Source organism: Candidatus Electronema sp. JC (assembly GCF_048287365.2).
Lineage (GTDB): Bacteria > Desulfobacterota > Desulfobulbia > Desulfobulbales > Desulfobulbaceae > Electronema.
Map to the genome: position 1 here is coordinate 48,728 of NZ_JBLWEM020000063.1, position 22,121 is coordinate 70,848.

At 61.5% G+C, this 22,121-nt stretch carries 19 protein-coding genes and 1 tRNA gene; 11 read left to right on the plus strand and 9 right to left on the minus strand.

Features of this window, described 5'->3' with window-relative positions; all coding sequences use genetic code 11:
• Positions 1 to 23: 23 nt before the first annotated feature.
• Positions 24 to 1,049, minus strand: coding sequence for an AAA family ATPase (locus ACNKH3_RS10595; protein ID WP_420209305.1), 1,026 nt, complete (start codon positions 1,047 to 1,049; stop codon positions 24 to 26).
• Between the two features lie 168 nt (positions 1,050 to 1,217).
• Between ACNKH3_RS10595 and ACNKH3_RS10600 the strand changes: the two genes are divergently transcribed.
• Both ACNKH3_RS10600 and ACNKH3_RS10605 read left to right on the plus strand, forming a co-directional pair.
• Complete coding sequence (locus tag ACNKH3_RS10600; protein WP_420209226.1) at positions 1,218 to 2,825, plus strand: tetratricopeptide repeat protein; 1,608 nt, start codon at positions 1,218 to 1,220, stop codon at positions 2,823 to 2,825.
• Between the two features lie 129 nt (positions 2,826 to 2,954).
• A complete protein-coding gene (locus ACNKH3_RS10605) occupies positions 2,955 to 4,151 on the plus strand; it encodes a TraB/GumN family protein (protein WP_420209227.1) in 1,197 nt (398 codons plus the stop codon).
• Positions 4,152 to 4,408: 257 nt separating this feature from the next.
• On the opposite strand, the gene ACNKH3_RS10610 is transcribed toward ACNKH3_RS10605, so the two are convergent.
• The 3 genes from ACNKH3_RS10610 to ACNKH3_RS10620 form a co-directional block, all read right to left on the minus strand.
• The gene (locus ACNKH3_RS10610; RefSeq protein WP_420209228.1) at positions 4,409 to 5,818 is read right to left on the minus strand and encodes a mannose-1-phosphate guanylyltransferase/mannose-6-phosphate isomerase; all 1,410 of its coding nucleotides are present in this window, start codon (positions 5,816 to 5,818) and stop codon (positions 4,409 to 4,411) included.
• A 97-nt stretch (positions 5,819 to 5,915) separates the two neighbouring features.
• Positions 5,916 to 7,268, minus strand: coding sequence for a peptidoglycan-binding domain-containing protein (locus tag ACNKH3_RS10615; protein ID WP_420209229.1), 1,353 nt, complete (start codon positions 7,266 to 7,268; stop codon positions 5,916 to 5,918).
• Positions 7,269 to 7,316: 48 nt separating this feature from the next.
• Positions 7,317 to 7,414: transfer RNA gene (locus tag ACNKH3_RS10620), tRNA-Sec, on the minus strand.
• 188 nt (positions 7,415 to 7,602) lie between these two features.
• Between ACNKH3_RS10620 and ACNKH3_RS10625 the strand changes: the two genes are divergently transcribed.
• From ACNKH3_RS10625 to ACNKH3_RS10640, 4 genes are all read left to right on the plus strand, one after another.
• Positions 7,603 to 7,902, plus strand: coding sequence for a hypothetical protein (locus tag ACNKH3_RS10625; RefSeq protein ID WP_417916162.1), 300 nt, complete (start codon positions 7,603 to 7,605; stop codon positions 7,900 to 7,902).
• A 143-nt stretch (positions 7,903 to 8,045) separates the two neighbouring features.
• Positions 8,046 to 9,443, plus strand: coding sequence for a cytochrome c biogenesis protein ResB (gene resB / locus ACNKH3_RS10630; protein ID WP_420209230.1), 1,398 nt, complete (start codon positions 8,046 to 8,048; stop codon positions 9,441 to 9,443).
• A 41-nt stretch (positions 9,444 to 9,484) separates the two neighbouring features.
• Positions 9,485 to 10,339, plus strand: coding sequence for a c-type cytochrome biogenesis protein CcsB (gene ccsB, locus ACNKH3_RS10635; RefSeq protein WP_417916160.1), 855 nt, complete (start codon positions 9,485 to 9,487; stop codon positions 10,337 to 10,339).
• Positions 10,340 to 10,476: 137 nt separating this feature from the next.
• Entirely contained in the window at positions 10,477 to 10,917 is a 441-nt protein-coding gene (locus ACNKH3_RS10640) for a cytochrome c3 family protein (protein ID WP_417916159.1), read from the plus strand.
• A 65-nt stretch (positions 10,918 to 10,982) separates the two neighbouring features.
• Here the strand turns inward: ACNKH3_RS10640 and glyS are convergent, their stop codons facing one another.
• From glyS to rfbA, 5 genes are all read right to left on the minus strand, one after another.
• Positions 10,983 to 13,064, minus strand: a complete 2,082-nt coding sequence (glyS, locus tag ACNKH3_RS10645; protein ID WP_420209231.1) for a glycine--tRNA ligase subunit beta — start codon at positions 13,062 to 13,064, stop codon at positions 10,983 to 10,985.
• 92 nt (positions 13,065 to 13,156) lie between these two features.
• On the minus strand, positions 13,157 to 14,038 hold the full coding sequence (locus tag ACNKH3_RS10650; RefSeq protein WP_420209232.1) for a hypothetical protein: 882 nt from the start codon (positions 14,036 to 14,038) through the stop codon (positions 13,157 to 13,159).
• Positions 14,039 to 14,044: 6 nt separating this feature from the next.
• A complete protein-coding gene (locus ACNKH3_RS10655; protein ID WP_420209233.1) occupies positions 14,045 to 15,667 on the minus strand; it encodes a glycogen synthase in 1,623 nt (540 codons plus the stop codon).
• Between the two features lie 67 nt (positions 15,668 to 15,734).
• Positions 15,735 to 16,601 carry a dTDP-4-dehydrorhamnose reductase gene (gene rfbD / locus ACNKH3_RS10660; protein WP_420209234.1) on the minus strand — a complete coding sequence of 289 codons (867 nt, stop codon included), beginning with the start codon at positions 16,599 to 16,601 and terminating at the stop codon, positions 15,735 to 15,737.
• Entirely contained in the window at positions 16,598 to 17,485 is an 888-nt protein-coding gene (gene rfbA / locus ACNKH3_RS10665) for a glucose-1-phosphate thymidylyltransferase RfbA (protein ID WP_420209235.1), read from the minus strand. The genes rfbD and rfbA overlap by 4 nt, the downstream gene beginning before the upstream one ends.
• A 139-nt stretch (positions 17,486 to 17,624) precedes the next feature.
• Between rfbA and ACNKH3_RS10670 the strand changes: the two genes are divergently transcribed.
• The 5 genes from ACNKH3_RS10670 (at position 17,625) to ACNKH3_RS10690 (ending at position 22,081) form a co-directional block, all read left to right on the plus strand.
• Entirely contained in the window at positions 17,625 to 19,001 is a 1,377-nt protein-coding gene (locus tag ACNKH3_RS10670; RefSeq protein ID WP_420209236.1) for a phosphomannomutase, read from the plus strand.
• Between the two features lie 15 nt (positions 19,002 to 19,016).
• The gene (locus ACNKH3_RS10675; protein ID WP_420209237.1) at positions 19,017 to 19,880 is read left to right on the plus strand and encodes a metal ABC transporter solute-binding protein, Zn/Mn family; all 864 of its coding nucleotides are present in this window, start codon (positions 19,017 to 19,019) and stop codon (positions 19,878 to 19,880) included.
• On the plus strand, positions 19,877 to 20,635 hold the full coding sequence (locus ACNKH3_RS10680; RefSeq protein WP_420209238.1) for a metal ABC transporter ATP-binding protein: 759 nt from the start codon (positions 19,877 to 19,879) through the stop codon (positions 20,633 to 20,635). Before ACNKH3_RS10675 ends, ACNKH3_RS10680 begins: the two co-directional genes overlap by 4 nt.
• Entirely contained in the window at positions 20,628 to 21,491 is an 864-nt protein-coding gene (locus tag ACNKH3_RS10685; protein ID WP_420209239.1) for a metal ABC transporter permease, read from the plus strand. Before ACNKH3_RS10680 ends, ACNKH3_RS10685 begins: the two co-directional genes overlap by 8 nt.
• A 101-nt stretch (positions 21,492 to 21,592) precedes the next feature.
• On the plus strand, positions 21,593 to 22,081 hold the full coding sequence (locus ACNKH3_RS10690) for a hypothetical protein (protein WP_417916197.1): 489 nt from the start codon (positions 21,593 to 21,595) through the stop codon (positions 22,079 to 22,081).
• Positions 22,082 to 22,121: the final 40 nt, after the last annotated feature.

Consider the following 22,121-nt stretch of genomic DNA (forward strand, 5'->3'; position numbering starts at 1 on the left):
TTGCCCTTACGTTGGGTGGATGATCACGGCACCGGCACGGTTTCCAGTAGACGGCGGATGATGTCCTCGCTGCTGATGCCTTCGGCCTCGGCCTCGTAGCTGATGCGGATGCGGTGGTGGAGCACGTCCGGGGCGCAGTTCTTGATGTCATCCGGGATGACATAGCCGCGTCCGTTGAGATACGCCAAGGCGCGGGCGGCGGCTTTAAGGTTAATGGTCGCTCTCGGCGAGGCCCCGGTTTCGATGTAGCCGCGCATTCCCGCGTTGGGGCCGGACGGCTCGCGGGTGCCGCAGATCAGCTCGACGATGTAGTCCTTGATCCGCTCGTCCACATAAATGCTGTCCACAACCCTGCGAGCAGCCAATATCTCCTCCGGCGCGAGGATCGGCGGCATGGCCGCTTTGTCGTCGGCATGATCGAGGAGATCAAGGATGCGCCGCTCCTCCTCGCGGGTCGGATAGCCGACTTTGACCTTGAGCATGAAGCGGTCCACCTGCGCTTCGGGCAGCGGATAGGTGCCTTCCTGCTCAATCGGGTTCTGCGTCGCCAGCACGATGAACAGCTCCGGCAGCGGAAAGGTGCTTTCGCCAATCGTCACCTGCCGCTCCTGCATCGCCTCCAGCAGGGCCGACTGCACCTTGGACGGGGCGCGGTTGATCTCGTCAGCGAGAATCAGCGAGGCGAAAATCGGCCCCTGCTTGACGACAAAGCTGGTGTCTCTGGGATTATATATCTCCGTGCCGATAATGTCCGCAGGCAGCATGTCCGGGGTGAACTGAATGCGGCGGAAGCTGGCCGAGACAGCGGCGGCCAGGGTCTTCACCGCCAAGGTTTTCGCCAGGCCGGGCAAGCCCTCCAGCAGAATGTGCCCGCCAGTGAGCAGGCCGATCAGCAGCCGCTCGACCAGCCGCTCCTGGCCGACGATGCGTTTGGCCATCTCATTTTTCAGCAGTCCGGCCCAAGCCGAGCTGTCGTGCACGGCCCGGCTGATTTCCGCAACTGACAGGCTCTGCTCCGGGGCTGCGCCGCCGCCAACGGTCTGATTCATCGTTCTTCTCTCCTCCTCGTCCCGGCTCAGGCAGCCGGGCGCATTGCTCCGCTCCGGCAGGAAGACTGCCAGAGCAATTGACACGCGCCGCTTTTCGACCTACACTGTTCAGAAATCATATATACTTCCGCGCTGAACACATTGCAACTTCCACCGCACGCTCTGGGCATGGCTTTTTTCGATTTTCTCAAAAAACTGGCAGATTCCGGCGCAAATGACCGGCGCGGGCGGCTGGAGGCCGCCTCATTCCGCCGCGAGGAGGACGAGGCGGAGGACTGCGCAGTTTTAGACAGCATTAAAATCAACGCGGAGCCGCCGCCCGCCGCCGCGCCGGACGTGGCGGTGTCTCCGGCAGCAGCCACCGGACATGCGGTGCCGCCGGAGATGCCGCCCGCGCCAGCCCGGCAGCCTGCGCCCCTGCCGCAGCCCGGCGGCATCTACGCCATGCAGGAGCGCAACGGCGGCCTCTACCGTTTGGTCAAGGTGGTGCATGCCGAGGACGGCATGGTGCATGTGCTCCGCTACGCCGGGCGTTTCCTCCAGATTCCTGAGCAGCTTGAGGAGGAGGAGCTGCATCTGGGCGTGGATGCCATAGACGGCTCTTTCGGCGCGGCGCATCTGCCCATTCCGGCCCAGTCCTTTGCCGTCAACAGCATTCATCTCGCTGACAGCCCGCTGGCGGACGAGGATTTCCACGGCTGGCGGCTGTATGTGGATTCCATTTACGACTGCCTGAGCGAGAGCGCGCCGCCGTGGCTGCGCAAGGCTGGCTCCTACGCTGCCTGGCGCGACGACCGCAACGCTATGGCCGCCTTGGCCGACCGCTATCTGCTCGGCGCGGCCCTGCCCAGAGACAGCAAGAAAGCCCGCTACTGGCTGAACCGGCTCGTCCAGCAGGGCATCGGCCTTGCGCAGCCTGGCGAGCAGGCGCAGGAGGAATATCAGCTGCTCACCGGCGGAGTTTATATCCGCGAGATGGAGGACGGCTGGGCGGTCTGCAAGGTCGTGCTGAAAGACAAGAACGGGGTGCAGCTGCTGATCTGCCCGGCCCGCTTCGAGCAGCCGCCGAAAAAGGCCAATCCGGCCCGGCTGCTGGCGCAGGCTGGCCATGACTTCGCCCACGCCTCCCTCAGCGCGGACAGCTTTCTCAGCCGCTCGGCCTTGTTCATGGGCCTGCTGCCGATCACGCTGGAGGAGTTGCTTTGCTACCGGAAGCATTTGCAGGCCCTCTGCGGCGAAACCGAGCTACGCCCCAGCGCCTTCGAGCTGATTCTGCAACGGGCCGAGGCAGGCGAGGCCGAGGCGCAGATGGAGGCCGCGCAAATTTATCTCAGCGGCGATCCTGAATGGGAAGTGGAGCAGAGCATTGCCGAAGCGGTGACCTGGCTGACCGAGGCCGCCAATCTTGGCCACGGCCCGGCAGCTCACGCTTTGGCGATGATCTGCCGCGACGGAGCAGGCGAGGCAGTGGCGCAGGATGCGCCGCTTAGTTTTGAATGGCTGCTCTACGCCGCCCAATTAGACTATGGCCCGGCCCAGCTGGAGGCGGCGGCCTGCTGTTTGCAAGGCTTAGGCTGCCCGCAAGATCCAGCCTTGGCTCATGCTTGGCTGTCGGTTGCCGCCAGCCATGAGGACAACGGCCTGAGCGAGGAGGAAAAGCAGCTGGCGCGGCAGCAGCGGCAGGATTTGGATGCCCGCCTGCCCGCCGCGCAGAAAGCCAAGGCCCGCGATTATTTCCGCCAGCTTCAGGAATCCTTTGCCGGAGAAGGCGGCTGAGCGGAGCCGAAACCGCCGATGCCTTCGGCTCCGCTCAGGCAGCGGCACGGTCGTTCCTCTCAGACAGCGCGCTGCCCGCTTATGCCGCTTGATCTTTCCGGCGGAGATTTTCCTTTCATACAACCTATCATGACTGACACCGCATTCCCTTCCCGCAGCTATTCCGACGACGTGGCTGTCATCCAGCGCGACGGCCAAACCGTGCTGCTCGTCGGCACAGCGCATATTTCCCGCGAGTCCGCCGATCTGGTCGAGCTGATCATTGAGCAGGAGCGGCCTGACACGGTCTGCATCGAGCTGGACGAGAAGCGCTACAACGCCCTGTCCAAGCCGCAGCACTGGGAGCAGCTCGACCTCAAGCAGATCATCAAGAAGCAGCAGCTTTCCACCTTGATGGTCAATCTGGTGCTGGCCTCCTACCAGAAAAAACTCGGCGGCAAGCTCGGTGTGCAGCCGGGCACCGAGCTGCTGACAGCGGCGAAAACAGCGGAGCGGCACGGCATCCCGATGGAGCTGTGCGACCGCGACGTGCGGATCACCCTGCGCCGGGCGTGGAAGGCCACGTCCTTGTGGAAGAAAGGCTATTTGGTGGCCGCGCTGATCAGTTCGCTCTTTGACGAGACCGAGCTGACCGAGGAGAAGCTGGCCGAGCTGCGCCAGAAAGACGTGCTCTCCGAGCTGATGGACGAGGTCGGCAAGGCCATGCCTGCGGCCAAAGAAGCCCTGATTGACGAGCGCGACATCTTCATGGCTGAGAAAATCAAAGCGGCGGCGGGGAAGCGGGTGGTGGCTGTGGTCGGGGCCGGGCACATGGCCGGGATCACGCGAGCCATGCAGGAGGATAACAGCGGCAGAATGGCGGAGATCAGCACCATTCCGCCGGTGGGCAAGGGCTGGAAAATCCTCGGCTGGTCCATCCCGGTCGCCATTCTGCTCTCCATCGCCGCCATCGGTGTCCGCCAGGGCGCGGGCGAGGCCGGAGCCAACATCCTCTACTGGATTCTGGCCAACGGCATTCCCTCATCCATAGGGGCGATGATCGCTCTCGCCCATCCGGCGACCATCGTCACCGCTTTTGCCGCCGCGCCAATCACCAGCCTGACTCCGGTCATCGGCGCAGGCTATGTCTGCGCCTTTGTTCAGGTGATGACCAATCCGCCGGTGGTGAAGGAATTCGAGACCGTGGCCGCCGACATCGGCACCCTGCGCGGCTGGTGGAGCAACCGCCTGCTCCGCGTCTTCCTCGTCTTCTTGCTCACCGGCTTCGGCTCTTCCATCGGCACTTGGATCGGCGGCTACAAAATTTTCACCAGCCTGTTCGGCTGACAGCTGCTGTTCTCTGCCGAGCCGGCAAGGTTCACGGCTCGCTTTTGGACATCCGTGGCCGAGCAAGGAACGTCCGCAGCTCGGTCACGGATGTTCCCGGTTCAGCCACGGACGTTCTTGGCTCAACCAAGAAGGCTGCTTGTTCGGCCACGAAGGTTGCCTGCCGAGCCGGGAACCTTCCGTGTCAAGCCAAGAAGGTTCTCTGGTAAGCCATGAACATTCCTGGCCGAGCCATGGATGTTCATGGTTGAGCAAGTTCAGCAGCTCTGCCGCCCATAAACATCGTCGAAGCGGACGATATCGTCCTCGCCAAGATAGCTGCCGATCTGAATTTCGATCAGCTCCAGCGGGATCACGCCAGGGTTTTCCAAGCGGTGAACAGTGCCCAACGGGATGTAGGTGGATTCGTCCTCGCGGAGCAGCAGGCTCTGGCCGCCGTTCTCCACCTTGGCCGTGCCGCGCACCACCACCCAGTGCTCGTGGCGGTGATGGTGCATCTGCGAGGAGAGCTGCGCTCCGGGCGAGACCGTGATCCGCTTGATCTGAAAGCGGTCGTGCATCTCCAAGGTGGTGTAGCTGCCCCAAGGCCGGTGCACGGTGCGGTGGGTGCGGAACTCCGGGCGGCCCTTCTCCTTCAGCTTGCTGACGATTTTTTTGATGTCCTGCGAGCGGTGCAGGGGCGCGATCAGCACCGCGTCCGCTGTCTCGATCACCAAGGTGTCGCGCAGGCCGACCGCCGCCACCAGCGTGTCCTCGGAGCGGATCAGACAGTTTTCCACGTCCTCCAACAGCACGTCGCCGCTGACCACGTTGCCGCGCCTGTCCTTGGCCGCCACCTCGTGCAGCGCGCTCCACGAGCCGATGTCGCTCCAGCCGAAATCCGCCTCCACCGCCGCTGCGCAGGCCGTTTTCTCCATCAGGGCGTAATCCACCGATTTAGCCGGCGACTGCTGCATGGCCGCCTCGTCAAAGCGGAAAAAGGCGCCGTCGCTGCGGCCTTTCTCCACGGCAATTTCCATGCAGCGCAATATCTCCGGGGCGTGCAGGCGGAACTCGGCCAGCAGCTTGTCCGCCGGAAAGGCGAACATGCCGCTGTTCCAGAGCCAGCCGCCCTCGGCGAGATACCGCTGCGCCGTGGCCAAATCAGGCTTCTCGACAAAGGATTCAACTTTGCCGTCCGCTGCCCGGCGGATGTAGCCAAAACCGGTTTCCGGGCGGTCAGGGACTATGCCGAAGGTGGTCAGCCAGCCCTGCTCCGCCTGCGCCTGCGCCTTGGCCACGGCGCGGACAAAATCGTCAGGCCGGGCGATGAGATGATCCGCAGGCAGCACCAGCAGGAGGATGTCCTCCTGCGCCTGCTGGCGGGCGAAAAGGGCCGCGCCGCAGACCGCCGGGGCCGTGTCCTTGCCGAGCGGCTCCAGCAGCAGACGGCAGTCCGGGAAGAGCTTCAGCGCGTCCACCTGATTCTTGGTCAGAAAACGGTGCTCCTCGCCGACCACAATGAGCGGCGGCAGCAGGCCCGGCAGCAGGCCGACTCGGATCAAAGTGGTTTGCAGCAGAGTCTGCTCTCCGGTCAGGCAGAGGAGCTGCTTGGGATACAGCTCGCGGGAAAGCGGCCAAAGCCGGGTGCCGGTGCCGCCGGCAAGGATGACAGGCTGAATGCGCATGATTTCAATGAATTCATAAAAAAGGAAAGAAAAAAGGGGGACGCTTGACGCGCCCCCCTCTGATCCGACTCAAACACAGCCGGACTGCCGCTGGCTTTTACTGATAGATGCCCAGCGCCTCAAGGGTTTCCTTGGTCAGTGTGCCGCCGACAGCCAGCCCCTTGTCCTCTTGGAACTTCCAGATGGCCTGCTTAGTCTGCTCATGCAGGGCGCCGTCCGCAGGGCCTGCGGGATAGCCCGCCTGGATCAGGGCAGTCTGCACCTGGCCGATCAGGCTGGTGTAGCTCTTGCCGTCATCCTGGCAGATGGCCTCCTGCCGCCAGACCATAACCGGCTTGCAGGCTTGGACTTTCTGCTGAACGCAGTCATACACCGGAGCGTTCGGCTTGCAGGTCTTGGCATACGAAGGCACTTTGGCCGTGACCATGCCCTTCTTGCCCGGAACTGGGAAGCTCACCGGCTTGCCGGACTCGCAGACGCTCTCCATCACATCAACCTGCTGATAGACCGGAGGCTTGATCATCACCGTGATCTCATCAACGCGGCAGCTCTCAGCAGGCGGCGGCAGCTGCGGCGGAATGCCGATCTCGACATTGTAGGAGACCACAACCGGCGGCATGGTCTGCTGCGTGAAGCGGCAGCCCTTGTCCTTGCAGCGGCTGATGCGGATTCTTTGCCGCTTGCCCGGCTTGATTTCGCTGCACACCGCCGAGCAGTCGGTCATGCCGGAACCATTGGGCGGGCAGGGCGTGGCCTTGCGGTAAAGATGCTCCCACGACGACTGGGCGGGCACCGTGATCCACGCTGTCTCCATCTGGCCGGGCAGTCCGACCGGCTTGGTGTAGGGAACGGCCAGCTGACGAGGCTCAGACCTGTAGCTGGGCCACAGAGTCTGCTCTTTATGCGGGATGCACTTTTTTATTTTCATCTTCCCGTACTCAGCGTCGGCGACCTTCACCCACTTTTGGCCAGCCACCTGCTGCTTGCCGCAGTTGGACGCGGGAATCTTGTATCCATGCGAGGGAGTGCGCAGGAGCACCTCTTTGGAGACCGTTGTGTGGCCGTTCTGATGAACACCCGGAGTCGCGCAGGGCTGGCAGGTGGCCACCGGCTTGCTCACGATTCTGAATTTGGCCGGAATAATGCACTGCGACCAGCACTCGCCGGGTTTGATCGGCGGCGAGCACTGTCCGTCCGGGCAGTCAGACTGCGGACAGACCGGCGGCGGCGGGTTGTAGCACTGCCCGCCTTTGGGCGGATTTTGCGGCGGCAGGCACTGACCGGACCCGCCGGGCCAGCCGCCTTTGTCCTGATACTGCCCGCCGGCAAAATCGTCTTCGATCACTTGCTGCCCTTGGCCGGGAAAAGCCCCCTGCGCCAGTCCTGCCTCAGCCGCGAATCCTATCAGCGCGAAAATCATCGCTCCGGCGGCCAGCCTTCCTTTCCTCATCACTTCCTCCCTCTTCCTTTAAATTTTTCTGATGTGGTCTCAGCAGTCTGGCGGAAGCGCATGGGAATCGAACCCACCTGCCAAGCTGTTCGCCCGGCACACCGGATTTGAAGTCCGGGAGAGCCACCAGCACCCTTTCCGCTTCCGAATCTGCCGCTGCGGCCGGCAGCCTGTCCATTCCGCCCAGCAGCGGCGGAACAGATATGCTCTGCTTCTTATAATAGCTGTTGACCCAAAAAACAACTTTTTTTATAATTCAGACAAATTTTTATATCATCCGGTCGGCCGGCATCCGGCGTTTTCTTCTTAACTGTTTGAAAAACAATCGATCTCTATGCAATGCAAGCAGCTGCTCCGCCTGGTCAAAGAGTGGTACACCCATGTCAGGCAGGAAACAATGGCGCCGGGACGCATGATGCAGTTTGTGGACAGCCACGTCAAAGAATGCAAAGTCTGCCGTGAGGACAGCGGCCTGCCGCGTGAAATTGAAAAAATCAGGGAGCATGTCTTCCCAGAGCTGAAACATGCCAAGGCGGGCCGCGCCACGCAGGATCTCTTCACCCCGGACATTTTCGCTGGCGACGAGCCGGACAACGACCCGCCCGACGACCTGCCTGCGGACGGCCCTTTCTGACTCCTCTCCGCGCTGTCAAGGCCGGGAAAAAAGATTTGACAGTTTTCCCGGCCCGTGCTTGAATACTTCATGCGGCCCGCGCCGCTGCTCCAGTCTGAAGTGTCATTCTGTTCCCCCCATTATTTTACAGTTTTGTCCAACCAATGGCTGCCAAAGCAAAAAATCCAGTCTGGGCTTTTCTCGCCTCAGTGCGGCTGGCCCTGCTCCTCATCGGCCTGCTCGCCTCCACCTCAATCATCGGCACGGTCGTGCAGCAGAACAAAGAGCCGGAGCATTATGTCCAAGCCTGGGGCAAAACCGGCGCGGCGGTGATCGACGCGTTCCATTTCGACGACATGTACAACTCGGTCTGGTTCCTGCTCCTGCTGGGCGCGTTCAGCTTGAACCTGACGGTGTGCAGCATCGACCGGCTGCCGGGCGTTGTCCGTCTCGTGCGCAAGGACAATCTGGAAATCTCGCCGGAGCAGCTGCTGAAGATGAAAATGCAGCGCACGGTTCCGGTTGGCGGCTCCGTCGCTGCGGCGGCGGAGAAGGCTGCGGCTTATTTGACCGGCAAAGGCTGGAAGACCGCCCGCCGGGACAAGGAAGGCGGGCAAATTCTGCTCTTTGCCCAGAAAGGCGGCTGGACCCGCTACGGGGTTTATGTCGTCCACATTTCAATTCTGATCATCCTGCTCGGCGCGGTGATCGGCTCGCCGACCGTGGCCAAAAAAATCCTCAAAAATGAGCAGTTCGCCTTCAAAGGCGGGGTGCTGCTGCCGGAGACCCGCGCCACCAGCCGCATCTTCTCCTATGACGACGAGAGCGAAATTCCCCTCGGCTTCACTGTCCGCTGCGATTTTTTCGACATCCATTTTTATGACAACGGAATGCCGAAAGACTATCTTTCCGGCCTGACCGTGCTGGAGGACGGCAAAGAGGTGCTGACCACCACCATTGAGGTCAACAAGCCGCTGATCTACAAAGGCGTGACCTTTTATCAGTCGAGCTACAACGACATGCACAGGCCGATCATTCATCTGACCAACACCGCGACCGGCAAAAAAATGGTCTTTCCGGTCAATCCGCAGGAATACGATAAAACGCAGAGCTGGCAGGAGGCGGACGGCAGCCAAGGAATGCTGCGCATTCAGTCAGCGGAAAGCATTCCCTCGCCCAGCGGCGCAGGCTCGACCACGAAAATGCAGATATGGCTGATGGACGCGCAGGGGCCGCCTTCGATGTTCAGCATTTTCTACAATCAGCCGGTGATCGTCGAGCGGCCCGGCGCGAAATATGAGCTGCGCATCGGCCCGCATTACGCCACCGGCCTGCAAGTCGCCAAAGATCCGGGTGTCTGGTGGGTTTATGGCGGCTCCGCCCTGATGCTGCTCGGCCTCTGGGTCGCCTTTTTCATGTCCCACCGCAAAATCTGGATCTGCGTCCGGGAGGAGAAGGGCGGCGCGACGGCGGTCTTCATCGGCCAAGTCAACAAAAACAGCCTCGGCTTTGAGAACACGTTCGCCGCGCTGGCCGAAGGGTTCAGCGGGAACCGCCGCTGAACAGCGGTCTTTCCAACAGAACATCACCCACCGAACACGCCATGATCACCAGCTCTCAGCTTTTTGGCCTCACCACACTGGCCTACCTGCTCTCGTCAGCCTGCTATATCGGCTTTCTCGTCTTCCGGCAGCGTAAAATCGGCTTGGCCGGCCTCGCGCTCGCCGCAGCAGGCATCCTCGCCCAGACCGTCGGCCTCGGCCTGCGCTGGCGTGAGTCCTATCAGCTCGGCATCGGCCACGCGCCGCTGACCAACATGTATGAGTCGCTGCTCTTTTTCGCTTGGTGCACAGCGGTCATCTACGTGCTGCTGGAGGTCAAGTTCAAGCATCCGGTGATCGGGGCCTTCGCCATGCCGATCCCGCTCATCACCTTGGCCTACACCTCGTTAGACAAGACTTTGAGCAAGGAAATCAGCCCGCTGATTCCGGCACTTCAGTCCAACTGGCTGATCGCCCACGTCATCACCTGCTTCATCGGCTACGGCGCCTTTGCCGTGGCCGCCGGTTTGGGCAGCATGTATTTGATCAAACATTATTTTTTCAAAAACCGTGACAGCGCGGCGGCGGACAGCGGCGCTCTGCCTGATCTGCGGACGCTGGACGACCTGATTCACAAGACCATTGTTTTCGGCTTCATGTGGCTGACGGCAGGCATCATCACCGGCGCGGTCTGGGCCAACGAGGCTTGGGGCACCTACTGGAGCTGGGATCCGAAAGAGACATGGTCGATCATCACCTGGTTCGTTTACGCTCTGACACTGCACGCCCGGTTCACGCGGGGCTGGAACGGCGCGCGCATCGCCTGGCTGGCGCTGCTTGGTTTTGTTTCCGTGTTTTTCACCTATTTCGGAGTCAACTACTGGCTCTCCGGGCTGCACAGCTACGGGTCCAACTGAAATGGCATTTTCTCCGCTTGACAAAACAAAGCCGCCGCGCTATATCAGGGTGACGTGAAAAAGATTGTCAAACAACGGCTTCCGTTGTCCAATTTTATTGATTTATTCCACATCATCTTTTTTGAAGGAGTTTTGTCATGAAGAAGGCATTCGTTTTCAGCGCAGCTCTGGCTCTGCTCTTTGGCGGCGCAGGCTTTGTTTCCGCCCAGCAGGATCAGGGGCCAGAGCATCTGGTCATCACCGACGGCACTGACTCGTCCGCAAACCCGGCCTATTTTCCGCACCGCGACCATCAGGATCGTCTGAAAGACTGCGGCATCTGCCATCATGGCAAGACTGCGGACGGCAAGCAGGAGAAATATGAGGCTGGCAAAACCCAGCATCTTAAGTGCAACATCTGCCACAACAAGAGCGCAGACGGCATCAGCCTTGAGGGCAAAGCGGCTCCGGTTGTCGGCATCTCCCCGATTCAGCGCGCCGGTCATGGCCGCTGCCAAGGCTGCCATAAAGATCAGAAGAGCACCAAAACTCCTCCAGTCATGCTGATGGCCTGCCCGACCTGCCACACCAAAAAATAAGCTGCTGACATGTCGTGCGAAAGCCGCCTGCAAAGGCGGCTTTTCTTTTTTCCGCGTTCAAACCTTCAAACCTGCTCCGCAGACATCCGGGAGATGTCGCCGACCTGCCGCACCAAGGCGGCTAAGCCGGTGAGCAGATTGAGCCGGTTGCGGCGCACTGCCGGGTTCTCGTCCATGACCATCACCTGCTCGAAGAAGCGGTCAACCGGCTCCTTCATCGCCAGCATGGCGTTGAGGGCAGCGGCGTAGTCGCGCTGCGCCAGCAAAGGATTTGCCTGCGCCGCCACGGCCTTGCAGACGCTGTGCAGCTCTTGCTCCGCCGCCTCAGCCAGCAGAGCTTCCTCCACCGCTGTTTCCTGATTATCCTTGATGATGTTGGCGATGCGCTTGAACGAGCCAGCCAGTACGGCGAATGTCTCGCTGCCGCGCATGGTCTCAAGGGCTTCAATGCGGGATATGCAGTCGGTCAGATCATCAAAAGCAACTGAGGTCGCCGCTTCGACAGCGGCTTGGCTTTTTCCGGCGGCGGTCAGGTCGTTCTCGAAACGCAGGCGGATGAAGGTCAAGGCTTCGGCCAGCGTGTCCTCTTTCGCTTCGATTTTGCCAGCATAAGCGGCCAAAGCCTGCTGCGCCAGCTCGTGCAGCGAAAGGCGCAGGTTGAGGCTGCGGATGATGTTGATCAGGCCGAGCGCCAGCCGCCGCTGGCCGAAAGCGTCTTTGCTGCCCGTGGGCCGCTCGCCGATGGCAAAGCAGCCGATGATGGTGTCAATGCGGTCAGCGATGCCGACCATCGCGCCAAGCAGCGACTGCGGCAGCTCGCCGCCCGCCCGCACCGGAAGATAGTGCTCACGGATCGCATCAGCCACAGCAGGCTTCTCGCCGTCTAACAAAGCGTAGGCGCGGCCAATGATGCCCTGCAAGGTCGGGAATTCGCCGACCATCGCTGTGAGCAGGTCGGCCTTGGCCAGCTCCGCCGCCCGCAGCGCGTCCGCTTTCTGCTCAGGGGCGAGCCGGTCGGCCAGCCAGGCGGTGAGCGCGGCGATGCGCCCGCTCTTCTCGGTCATGGTGCCGAGCTTGTGCTGGAAAACGATGCCGCTCAGGCCGTCAATGCGGCTGGATAGCGGCTTTTTCGTGTCCTCTTTGAAGAAGAAAAAAGCATCTTCCAAGCGGGCGCGAAGAACGCGCTGATGACCGCTGACCGCGAGTTCACGGTCGGCGACGGCGTTGTTGTTGACCGCGACAAAATAGGGCAGCAGCTTGCCGCTTTGGTCGGCAACCGGAAAATATTTCTGATGCTCGCGCATGGAGGTGATCAGCACTTCAGCGGGCAGGGCGAGGAATTTTTCCTCAAAACTGCCGCAGACTCCGTGCGGCTTCTCAACCAGATTGGTGACGATGTCCAGCAGTCCTTCATCAATCAGCGGCTGCGCTTCAGCTCCGGCCTGCGCCAGCACCGCCTTTTTCACCTCCTCAATCACCATGCACCGGCGGGTTTCCATGTCGGCGACGACCGATTTCTCCGCCAGCTTGGTCAAATACTCCTCAAAATTCCGCACCGGAACCGGCTCCGGGCTGAGGAAGCGGTGCCCACAGGTCGTGCCGCAGCCGCGCAGGTCTTCCACAGCAATGGGGATCACCGCGCCGCCGTACAGAGCCAGCAGCCATTGCACAGGCCGGGCAAAGGTCAGTTTGCTGTCCGCCCAGCGCATGGATTTCGGAAAAGGAATGGCGCGGAGCAGCTCCTCCAGCAGGCCGGGCAGCAGCTCGGCGGTTGGACGGCCTTTGATCTCCTCAGCCGCCATCAGGTATTCGCCCTTGGGCGTGGCGATGATTTGCAGCTGCTCAACAGCCACACCCTTGGAGCGGGCGAAGCCGAGCGCGGCCTTGGTCGGCTGGCCGTCCGCGTCAAAGGCGGCCTGCTTGGCCGGGCCAATATGCTCCTGCAAGCGGGCAGGCTGCTCCTCCTGCACCTCGTCCACAGCCACGGTCAGGCGGCGCGGCGTGCCTGCGCTGCGCACCCAGCCGAAGCTCAGGCCGAGTTCGCGAAGTTTGTCCTGGACGGCCTGCTCTAAAAATGCGAGTGCTGGCCGGATGTAGCTGGCCGGAATCTCCTCCGTGCCGATTTCAAATAGAAGTTGCTGTGCCATTGTTGGAATGAATCAAGGGAGGGATTGTGGAATAAGCTGACAGCTCTGCACTATAACGCAAGAGCGGCTTGCTGACAAAGAAAATCAGGTCGCTACGCTGCGCCGAGCAGGCTGCCGGTCTCCTGAATCAGCCGCTGCAGCTCCTCAATTTTGACCGCCGCCTCAGGGCAGCCGTTGTCCAGAACTAAGGCGCGGCGGTACATGATCAGGGCGCGGGTGTGCCACTGGCCGCTCATGTAGCTGCGTCCGGCTGCGCAGAAGCCAAGGCCGGGCCTGCCGGGGAACATGTCCTGAAAGACAGATTCAAGGGTCTCGCCCCACAGGTCTTCGACCATGTCCTCGCGCTCGACTAAAAAGCGGACGAGCAGGTGGTTGCCGGAGAGCACGGGCAGTATGGTGCGGAGCATGTTGCTGGTCTGGCCGAAGAGCATGGCCAGCTGCTCCATCTGGCGCATGACATCCACCGCCACCCGCCGCACCAGCCCTTTGCGGTCAATGACCCGGCGCAGGCGGAAAGCCGAGGCGGCCAGGCCGCTGCTCCAGAAGGCGGCGGAGCCGTAGCTGTTGAGGATCTGCACATCCTCCTTGAGTTTGACCGCCTCATGGAAGATGGAGCCGATCAGCCATTCGATCAGCGAGTCCTCCAGCTGCTGGGCCGGGCCGCCTTCGGGCCAGATCTGCTGGCAGAGGTCGCGCAGCAGCCAGAGCTGGCCTTTTTCTGACTCTGTGCCGACCATCACCGAAAGCTGGTCCCAGATGCTGCATTTCTCGTGGTTCTCGTTGCTGATCAGCAGGCAGCAGGCTTCGCCGCGCCGGGTGGTGCGGCAGTGGCAGTAAGACTGATACAGGGCCTGAAAGGCGGGCATCAGATTGAAGAAATCAGCAAAGACCTGACGGATGAAGAAATCCCGCTGCCGCTCGAACCAGCTGACGCGGAGAGAGCTGCGGAAGGCGGGCGGGAGAAAGGCGGACATCGGCGGTCAGCGCATGGCCTGCCGGTAGAGGGCGAGATAATCCTGCATCACCCGCTCCCACGTGTGCCGCTCGTGAATGCGGGCGACAGCGGCCCGCCGCATGGCATCCAGCCGGGCTGGATCGCTGCGGTGCAGGCCCAAGGCTTGCTGCATGGCGGCGGCCAAGGCTTCCGGCGCGTGTTCCTGATATGCGAAGCCGGTTTCACCGTCCAGCACCTTGACTAAGCCGCCGACGTGATGCGCGACTGGCAGATTGCCGAAGAGCTGGGCGATGTAGTCGGTCAGGCCGCAAGGTTCGTAGAGCGATGGAATGAGAAAGAAATCTCCGGCGGCGTAGATCCGGTTGGCCAAGGCCGGGGCGTATCCTTGGAGGAAGCAGAGCCGCCCGCCGCCCGCCGCAGTCATTTCCTTCAGGTGCTCTTCCAGATATTTCTCGCCGCTGCCGAGAATCAGGGTCTGAAAGCCGGTCTCGCCGGTGGCGGCCAAGAGAATCAGGGCCTTGAGCAAGACATCCACGCCTTTCTGCGCGGTCAGCCTGCCGATGAAGGTAAAAAGCGGCAAGTCCGGCTCAAAGCGCAGACTGCCGTGCTGCGTGACTTTTTCCCAGTTTTGCTCTTCGCCGCAAGCCGCCAGCAGCCGCTCCTTGCAGACGCGCTTGCCGTGCAGCTCGCCAGAAGCCGGATCAAAGGCTGCGTCAAGCCCCAGCTTTTCGGCCTCGCGGGGATTGAAATCCTCCGGGCAGATGCCGTTGGTGATGCCTGCCAGCGTCACGCCCTTGCGCAGAAGATGATGGCCGAGCCAGCCGGTGCGGCTATCCTCCTCGCTTTTTTGCAGCTCGCGGGCGTAGTTCTCGCTGACGGTGTTCATCACCGCATAGCCAGCAGCGGCGGCAAAGGGATCGAAGCAGCTGTTGAAAATGCCGGAGCGCACAACCGAAGGCGGCAGGCCGGTGACAGCCTCGGCGAATTCGATATCCGCCACCTCCTGATGATAGCCCATGCCCGCGTTGTGGATGGTCACTGCCGCGCCGGTGCGGCAGAACCAGTGCCGCCAGCCCTCGTTTTCGCGCATCATCGCGGGCAAAACAGCGGCATGGCCGTCGTGGCAATGGATGATGTCCGGGCGGAAATCAAGCAGAATCAGCAGCTCCAGCGCGGCCTTCTGGAGGAGGATGTTCATGGCGAAGTAGTCAAAATGCCCGGCCCCGGCCTGCTGCCAGCTCTTCTGCGCCTCCTCCTCGGCAGTGTAGGTGTAGACCCCGTGCTTTTCGGCAAAGCGTTTGGAGTCGAGCAGATAGACGGTCACGCCTCGGATCTGCCGCTGCCAGACGCTGACTTCCTCGCGCCGCTCCCGGCCCGGATAGTTCATGTCCACCTCGAAGCTGAAGGTCGGCGTTCCGGCGGCCTCGCGGCAGGGACAGGGCAGCGGCAGCCGCTCGAAGCCCAGCGCGGCGGCATCCATGAAGCCGTAGAGCGGCAGCGCGGCTCGCACGTCGCAGCCGCCGTGCTGCGCCAATGCCTCGGCGAGCTGACGGCAGACATCCTTCACCCCGCCCGCTCCGGCCAGCCCCTCGTACTCGCGGCTGACCATCAGGATGCGCTGCGCTCTTCGTTCTTCCAGTGGATTCATGGTGTTCTTCTTTTCCGGGTGATTTTGCCTGTCAGTCTGACTAAGCAGGTTGAATGACCTTGGCGGCTCAGTTTCCCGTGAGCAGCTCCTCGCGGTGCAATTTCACAAATTCATCGAGATCCGCCCGCCAGTCCTGCATGACATTCAGCCCATGCTCTTTCAAGCGGCGGTTCTCAAGGATGGAGTTGGCGGGCCGCCGGGCCGGAGTCGGATACTCCGCCGTCGCGCAGGGCGTGATGTCACATGCAATCTGCATGGCTTCCAAAAAATACTTCGCCCCCTCGAACCACGTGCAATGCCCTTCCGCCGTGGCATGAGCAATGCCGGTCAGGCCGCAGTCCAGCAGCCGCTCAATCTGCCTAGCCAAGGTCATCGTCCAGGTCAGTGAGCCATGCTGGTCGTTAACCACTTTAAGTGGGCGTTTGGCCCGCGCCAGCCGCAGCATGGTCTTGAGGAAATTGTTGCCGCCGATGCCGTAGAGCCAGGCCGTGCGCAGGATGAGGTGATTTTCCAGCCGCTCGGCAATGGCCTGCTCGCCTGACAGCTTGCTTCTGCCGTAGGCGGAGACTGGGCCGACTGGATCGCTTTCCAGATATGGTTCCGGCACAGGTTTCGCGCCGTCAAAAACGTAATCGGTGGAGATGTGAATCAGGCGGCAGCCGAACTCGGCGCAGGCATCGGCGATATGGGCCGGGCCGTGCGCATTGACCGTCATGCAGCACTCAGTCTCGCTCTCGCAGGCATCCACCGCCGTGTAGGCCGCGCAGTTGATCAGCACATCAGGCCGGACGCATTCCACCGCCCCCCGAACCATCTCCGCGTCGGTGACGTTGAGCTGCCGCGAGGTGAGGGCGCAGATTTCGTGCCGATCGAGCATCAGCCGCACGCAGTCCTGGCCGAGCTGCCCGCCCGCGCCGGTTATCAGCAGTTTCATAGCGGCGCGCCTCCTTCCTTGAGGATGGACATCAGATATTGGCCGTACTGATTCTTCAGCATCGGCGCGGCGATGCGCTCCACCTGCGCCGCGTCGATCCAGCCCAGCCGCCAGGCGATTTCCTCGATGCAGGAAATCTTCAATCCCTGCCGCTCCTGCACTGCCTGCACGTAGCTGGCCGCCTGCTGCAAGGACTCGTGCGTGCCAGTGTCTAACCAGCAGAAGCCGCGCCCCAGCAGCTCGACTTTCAGCCGCTCCTGCCGCAGATACGCGCTGTTGACATCGGTGATCTCCAGCTCGCCCCGCGCCGAGGGCGTGATGGACGAGGCGATCTCCACCACGCTGTTGTCGTAAAAATACAAGCCCGGCACGGCATAGCGCGACTTCGGCTTGGCAGGCTTCTCCTCGATGCCGATCACCCGCTGCTGCGCGTCAAACTCCACCACGCCGTAGCGCTCCGGGTCTTTGACTAAATAGCCGAAGATGATGCCGCCTTCGCCGTTCTTCAGCTTGCTGCACCGCTTGACAATCTCCTGAAAGCCGGGACCGAAGAAAATGTTGTCGCCCAGCACCAGCGCGACCGACGACCTGCCGATGAACTTTCTGCCGATGACAAAGGCCTGCGCCAGCCCCTCCGGCTTGGGCTGCTCAGCGTAGGAGATGTGCAGGCCGAGCTGGCTGCCGTCACCGAAAAGCTGCTCGAAGCGGGGCAGATCCTCCGGCGTGGAGATGAGCAGGATGTCCCGGATTCCGGCCAGCATCAGCACGGAAAGCGGGTAATAAATCATCGGCTTGTCGTAGATCGGGATGAGCTGCTTGCTGATCACCTTGGTCAGCGGATATAAACGGGTGCCTGAGCCGCCCGCGAGGATGATTCCTTTCATGCCTTTGCCTTGAACCGCCTTGCGGCGGCATTTGCCGCTTGCCTGCGCGGTGAATTGGTGATTAAATGAAACGCTCCGGCATTTGTCAGTATAACGTGTCTGCCGCGCTTGTTCAAAAATTATTTCCGCTGAGGTTATTATGTCGGCACCGTTGAAATGTTTCACCGCCTACGATGTCCGGGGCCGCGTGCCCGAAGAGCTGAACAGCGGGATCGCCGCTCGCATCGGTCTCGCCTTCTGCCGCCAGATCGGGGCGCGCAAGGTGGTGATCGGCCGCGATGTCCGCCTGTCGAGCGCGGAGCTGGCTGAAACCCTCTGCCAGACGCTGGTGCGGGCGGGCGTTGACGCAGTGGACATCGGCCTCTGCGGCACGGAAGAGGTCTATTTTGCGGCCTTCAAGGGTGAGGCCGAGGGCATAGACGGCGGCATCATGATCACCGCCAGCCACAATCCGGCGGAATGGAACGGCATGAAGTTTGTCCGCCAAGGGGCGCGGCCCATCTCCGCTGACTCCGGCCTGCTCGAAGTCGCGGAGATGGCCGCCTCGTCCGACTGGTGGCGCGATGCTCTGCCGGAGCGGCCGGAGCGGGTGGGCCAGCACATCAAACTGCCGAACAAACATCAGTACATTTCCCGCCTGCTTGCCGCAGTGAAGAGCGAGAGCCTTCGTCCGCTGCGCATCGTCGTCAACGCGGGCAACGGCTGCGCCGGGCCGGTGATTGATCTGCTGGAACGGCATCTGCCCTTTACCTTTATCAAAATCAATCATCAGCCTGACGGCAGCTTTCCCAACGGCGTGCCCAATCCGCTGCTGCCGGAAAAGCGGGAAGACACCGCCCGCGCCGTCCGCGAACATCATGCTGATCTTGGCATTGCTTGGGACGGCGACTGCGACCGCTGCTTCCTCTTCGACGAGCGGGGCGGATTCATAGAAGGATATTACATCGTCGGCCTGCTGGCGGCGGCGATGCTGCAACTGCATCCGGGCGCGACGATTCTGCACGATCCGAGGCTGATTTGGAACACGCAGGAAATGGTCGCGCAGGCGGGCGGCAAAGCGGTGATGACCAAGACCGGCCACGCCTTCATCAAGGAGGCCATGCGCCGGGAAAATGCGGTCTATGGGGGCGAGATGTCAGCGCATCATTATTTTCAGGACTTCGGGTATTGCGACTCCGGGATGCTGCCGTGGCTGCTCATCTCCCAGCTCATGAGCGAGACCGGCAAGCCGCTCTCCGCCTTGGTCGAGGAGCGGATGCGGGCCTTTCCGGTCAGCGGGGAGATCAACTCCACAGTCGCCGATCCTGACGCGGTGATCCGCTTGATCGAGGAGCGGTATGCCGACGCGGAGAAGGATTACACGGACGGCCTGTCGGCTGCGTATCCGGGCTGGCGTTTCAATCTGCGCAAATCCAACACGGAGCCGGTGCTGCGCCTCAATGTGGAAACACGCGCGGACGAGCGGCTGCTGCGGGAAAAGACCGCCGAGCTGCTGGAGCTGATCCGGGCCGCATAAATCAAGGAAACCGCCATGCTTCAGAAACTGCTTTTCGTCCTCCTGCTGGCCTGCTCCGCCGCCGCTTCTGCCGAGCCGCTGCCGGTGCTGGTCTCGATTGTCCCGCAGAAATGGCTGGCCGAGCAGGTCGGCGGCAGCCATGTCAGCGTCCGCGCCCTGCTTGACAAAGGCCAGGATCCGCACGGCATCCAGCCTACGCCGGAGCAGATGACGGCCCTGTTCCGCGCCAAAATATATTTTTCCATCGGCTTGGAGTTCGAGCGCGAGCTGCTGGATAAGGTCAGACAGTCGGCTGACGGGGTGCGGGTGGCGGATGTGTCCGCCGGAATCAAAAAAATCCCCATGACCGGGCATGATGATCACGGCCATGACCACGGCGGCAGCGGCCTTGATCCCCATATCTGGCTTGATCCGCAGAATCTTCAGCAGATGGCGGCAAACATGGCTGCCGCGCTGCAAGAGGCTGATCCGGCCAACGCCGCAGCCTATGCAAATAATTTGCAGACCGTGACCGCCAGTCTGGCCGCTTTGGACGAGGAGCTGAAGACCGCGCTTGCGCCGTTCAAAGGCCAGACTTTTCTTGTCTATCATCCGGCCTTCGGCTATTTCGCCCAAGCCTGCGGCCTGCGCCAGGAGGCGGTGGAGACGGGCGGCAAATCGCCCTCGCCCCGGCAGCTCCGATCCTTGATCAGCGCAGCAAAAAAGGAAAAGGCAAAAGTGGTCTTTGTCCAGCCGCAGTATGACCGTAAGAACGGAGAGACTGTGGCCAAGGCCATTGGCGGCAGAGTGGCTGTCCTTGATCCGATGGCTGAAAACGTGCCGGAAAACCTGCGCTTCATGGTCAAGGAAATCAGCGCGGCTTTGAGCAAAAAAGAATGAGCGAAGCCGTCATCGAAATCCGCGATCTCCGCTTTTCATACAGTCACGATATCCCGGTTCTGTCAAATGTGAGCTTGGACATCTGGCCGCAGGACTCGGCCTGCATTGTCGGGCCAAACGGCGGCGGCAAGACCACGCTGGTCAAGCTGATGCTCGGCCTGCTGGAGCCGGACAGCGGCAGCATTCGCATCGGCGGCCAGACCCCGGCAGATGCGCGGACCCGGATCGGCTATGTGCCGCAGTACGCCCGCTACGATGCCTGCTTTCCCATTTCCGCGCTGGAGGTGGTCTGCATGGCCCGGCTTGGCGGCACGTTCAGCGGCAGATACACAAAGCAGGACAAGCAGGCGGCGATGGACGCGCTGGCGGCGGTCAGCTTGGCTGATCTGGCGCGGCGGCCTTTTTCCGCCCTCTCCGGCGGACAGCGGCAGCGGGTGCTGATCGCCCGCGCGCTGGCCTCAGGCGGCGACATCCTCATTCTTGATGAACCCACGGCCAGTCTTGACCGCGAGTCCGAGCAGCAGCTCTTAGCACTGCTGGCCGAGCTGAACAAGGAGCGCATCGTCCTGATGGTGACGCACGAAGTGGGCTTTTCCTCGACCTTTTTCAAACGGATCATCTGCGTCAACAATCAGGTTTATGTCCACCCGACCAGTGCGCTGACCGGCGAGCTGATCCGCGAGATGTACGGCGGCGACCTGCGCATGATCCGCCACGACCACCGCTGCTGCCCCGGAGGGCACGAGCATGACTGAGCTGTTCGCCGCCCTGACCGACCCTGATCTGCCGTTCCTCCGCTACGGCCTGCTCACCGGCCTTTTAGCCTCAATTTCCTTCGGCATCATCGGCACTTTTGTCGTGGTGCGGCGGATCAGCTACTTGGCCGGGGCCATATCGCACTGCATTCTGGCGGGCATCGGCGGCGGGCTGTACTTGCAGACTGTGGCCGGGATTTCTTGGTTCACGCCGATGCAAGGGGCAGTGATCGTCGCCCTGCTTTCGGCGGTGATTCTCGCTCAAGTCAGCCGTCACGCCGGGCAGCGCGAGGACTCCATCATCGGCGCGCTCTGGTCGGGCGGGATGTCCATCGGATATCTCTTCATCGCCAAAACACCCGGCTACTTTGACCCCAACTCCTATCTCTTCGGCAACATCCTCCTGATCACCAAGCAGGACATCTTCTTTGTCGCCGGACTGGACATTCTCATCCTCGCCGTGGTCTGCCTCTTCTACAACAAACTGCTGGCCCTCTGTTTTGACGAGGAATACGCCTTCCTCCGGGGCGTGCGGACACAATGGCTGCATCTGCTCCTGCTCTGCCTCACCGCTCTGACCATTGTTCTGCTGATCCGCATTGTCGGCATCATCATGGTCATCGCCCTGCTCACCCTGCCTGCGGCCATCGCGGGCAATTTCGCGGCCAGCATCCGCCAGATGATGCTCATCGCCACCGCAGTCTGCGCGGTCTTCATCACCGCCGGGCTGGGCGCGAGCTTCTATCTCGACCTGCCCAGCGGCTCGGTGATCATCCTCATCGCCACCGGGGCGTATCTGCTCAGTCTGTTTTTGGACCCGACAGGGAAAAGCGGCTCGTCTTCCGGCGGAAGATGAGCTGAAGAAAAGACTTGAAGGTTTTGGAAAGTTCCTATAGACTGAGGGCGGAAGCTGGAGGGAGTCTTTTGTTGTCTGCCGCATCTATGAGGAGAGAGAGAATGAAGGCACGGCATTTTTTCACTGTTTCAGCCGCCGTCATGCTGAGCGGCTGCCAGATCTGCACCGACTGCGAGCCGGTTGACTACGTGTTCGACGAACCGAATATTGTTTATGGCGACACTTTTTATCTTGATGAAGGTTCTGATGTCTTCACAGAAGATGTCATCGTCGGCGATGATGTCTGGACAGCAGGAGAGACATGGACAGAGGATGTGACGGTGGATTACATCCCCGATTCATCCTATCGGTATCAATATTATTATTCCGCGCCGACGCAGAGTTACAGGCCGCAGTGGAATGTTTTCAGCAGGCAGCGGCCATACTCAGGCCCGCCGTTCACCACGCCGCCGATGCAGCCTGTTCCGTATCCGACTGAAACCTACTATCCGTTCAAGCGCCCCTCACCCGGAGTGTACACGCCGTGGCGGAGCACCTATTATAATAATTACTCGGTGCCGACGTACCGCCCCATGCCGTATTTTTATTAAGCGCGAAGCGGCAGGAGGCGTTCTCCATCAACCTTCATGC

Bases quoted from the DNA above. Each gene is read 5' to 3' on its own strand.
- ACNKH3_RS10685 (WP_420209239.1), top strand. From the start codon at position 20,628: ATGACTGAGCTGTTCGCCGCCCTGACCGACCCTGATCTGCCGTTCCTC.
- ACNKH3_RS10605 (WP_420209227.1), top strand. From the start codon at position 2,955: ATGACTGACACCGCATTCCCTTCCCGCAGCTATTCCGACGACGTGGCT.
- resB (WP_420209230.1), top strand. From the start codon at position 8,046: ATGGCTGCCAAAGCAAAAAATCCAGTCTGGGCTTTTCTCGCCTCAGTG.
- rfbD (WP_420209234.1), bottom strand. From the start codon at position 16,601: ATGAAACTGCTGATAACCGGCGCGGGCGGGCAGCTCGGCCAGGACTGC.
- ACNKH3_RS10675 (WP_420209237.1), top strand. From the start codon at position 19,017: ATGCTTCAGAAACTGCTTTTCGTCCTCCTGCTGGCCTGCTCCGCCGCC.
- ACNKH3_RS10610 (WP_420209228.1), bottom strand. From the start codon at position 5,818: ATGCGCATTCAGCCTGTCATCCTTGCCGGCGGCACCGGCACCCGGCTT.
- ACNKH3_RS10655 (WP_420209233.1), bottom strand. From the start codon at position 15,667: ATGAATCCACTGGAAGAACGAAGAGCGCAGCGCATCCTGATGGTCAGC.
- glyS (WP_420209231.1), bottom strand. From the start codon at position 13,064: ATGGCACAGCAACTTCTATTTGAAATCGGCACGGAGGAGATTCCGGCC.
- rfbA (WP_420209235.1), bottom strand. From the start codon at position 17,485: ATGAAAGGAATCATCCTCGCGGGCGGCTCAGGCACCCGTTTATATCCG.
- ACNKH3_RS10595 (WP_420209305.1), bottom strand. From the start codon at position 1,049: ATGAATCAGACCGTTGGCGGCGGCGCAGCCCCGGAGCAGAGCCTGTCA.
- ACNKH3_RS10640 (WP_417916159.1), top strand. From the start codon at position 10,477: ATGAAGAAGGCATTCGTTTTCAGCGCAGCTCTGGCTCTGCTCTTTGGC.
- ACNKH3_RS10615 (WP_420209229.1), bottom strand. From the start codon at position 7,268: ATGAGGAAAGGAAGGCTGGCCGCCGGAGCGATGATTTTCGCGCTGATA.
- ACNKH3_RS10670 (WP_420209236.1), top strand. From the start codon at position 17,625: ATGTCGGCACCGTTGAAATGTTTCACCGCCTACGATGTCCGGGGCCGC.
- ACNKH3_RS10680 (WP_420209238.1), top strand. From the start codon at position 19,877: ATGAGCGAAGCCGTCATCGAAATCCGCGATCTCCGCTTTTCATACAGT.
- ACNKH3_RS10600 (WP_420209226.1), top strand. From the start codon at position 1,218: ATGGCTTTTTTCGATTTTCTCAAAAAACTGGCAGATTCCGGCGCAAAT.
- ACNKH3_RS10690 (WP_417916197.1), top strand. From the start codon at position 21,593: ATGAAGGCACGGCATTTTTTCACTGTTTCAGCCGCCGTCATGCTGAGC.
- ccsB (WP_417916160.1), top strand. From the start codon at position 9,485: ATGATCACCAGCTCTCAGCTTTTTGGCCTCACCACACTGGCCTACCTG.
- ACNKH3_RS10650 (WP_420209232.1), bottom strand. From the start codon at position 14,038: ATGTCCGCCTTTCTCCCGCCCGCCTTCCGCAGCTCTCTCCGCGTCAGC.
- ACNKH3_RS10625 (WP_417916162.1), top strand. From the start codon at position 7,603: ATGCAATGCAAGCAGCTGCTCCGCCTGGTCAAAGAGTGGTACACCCAT.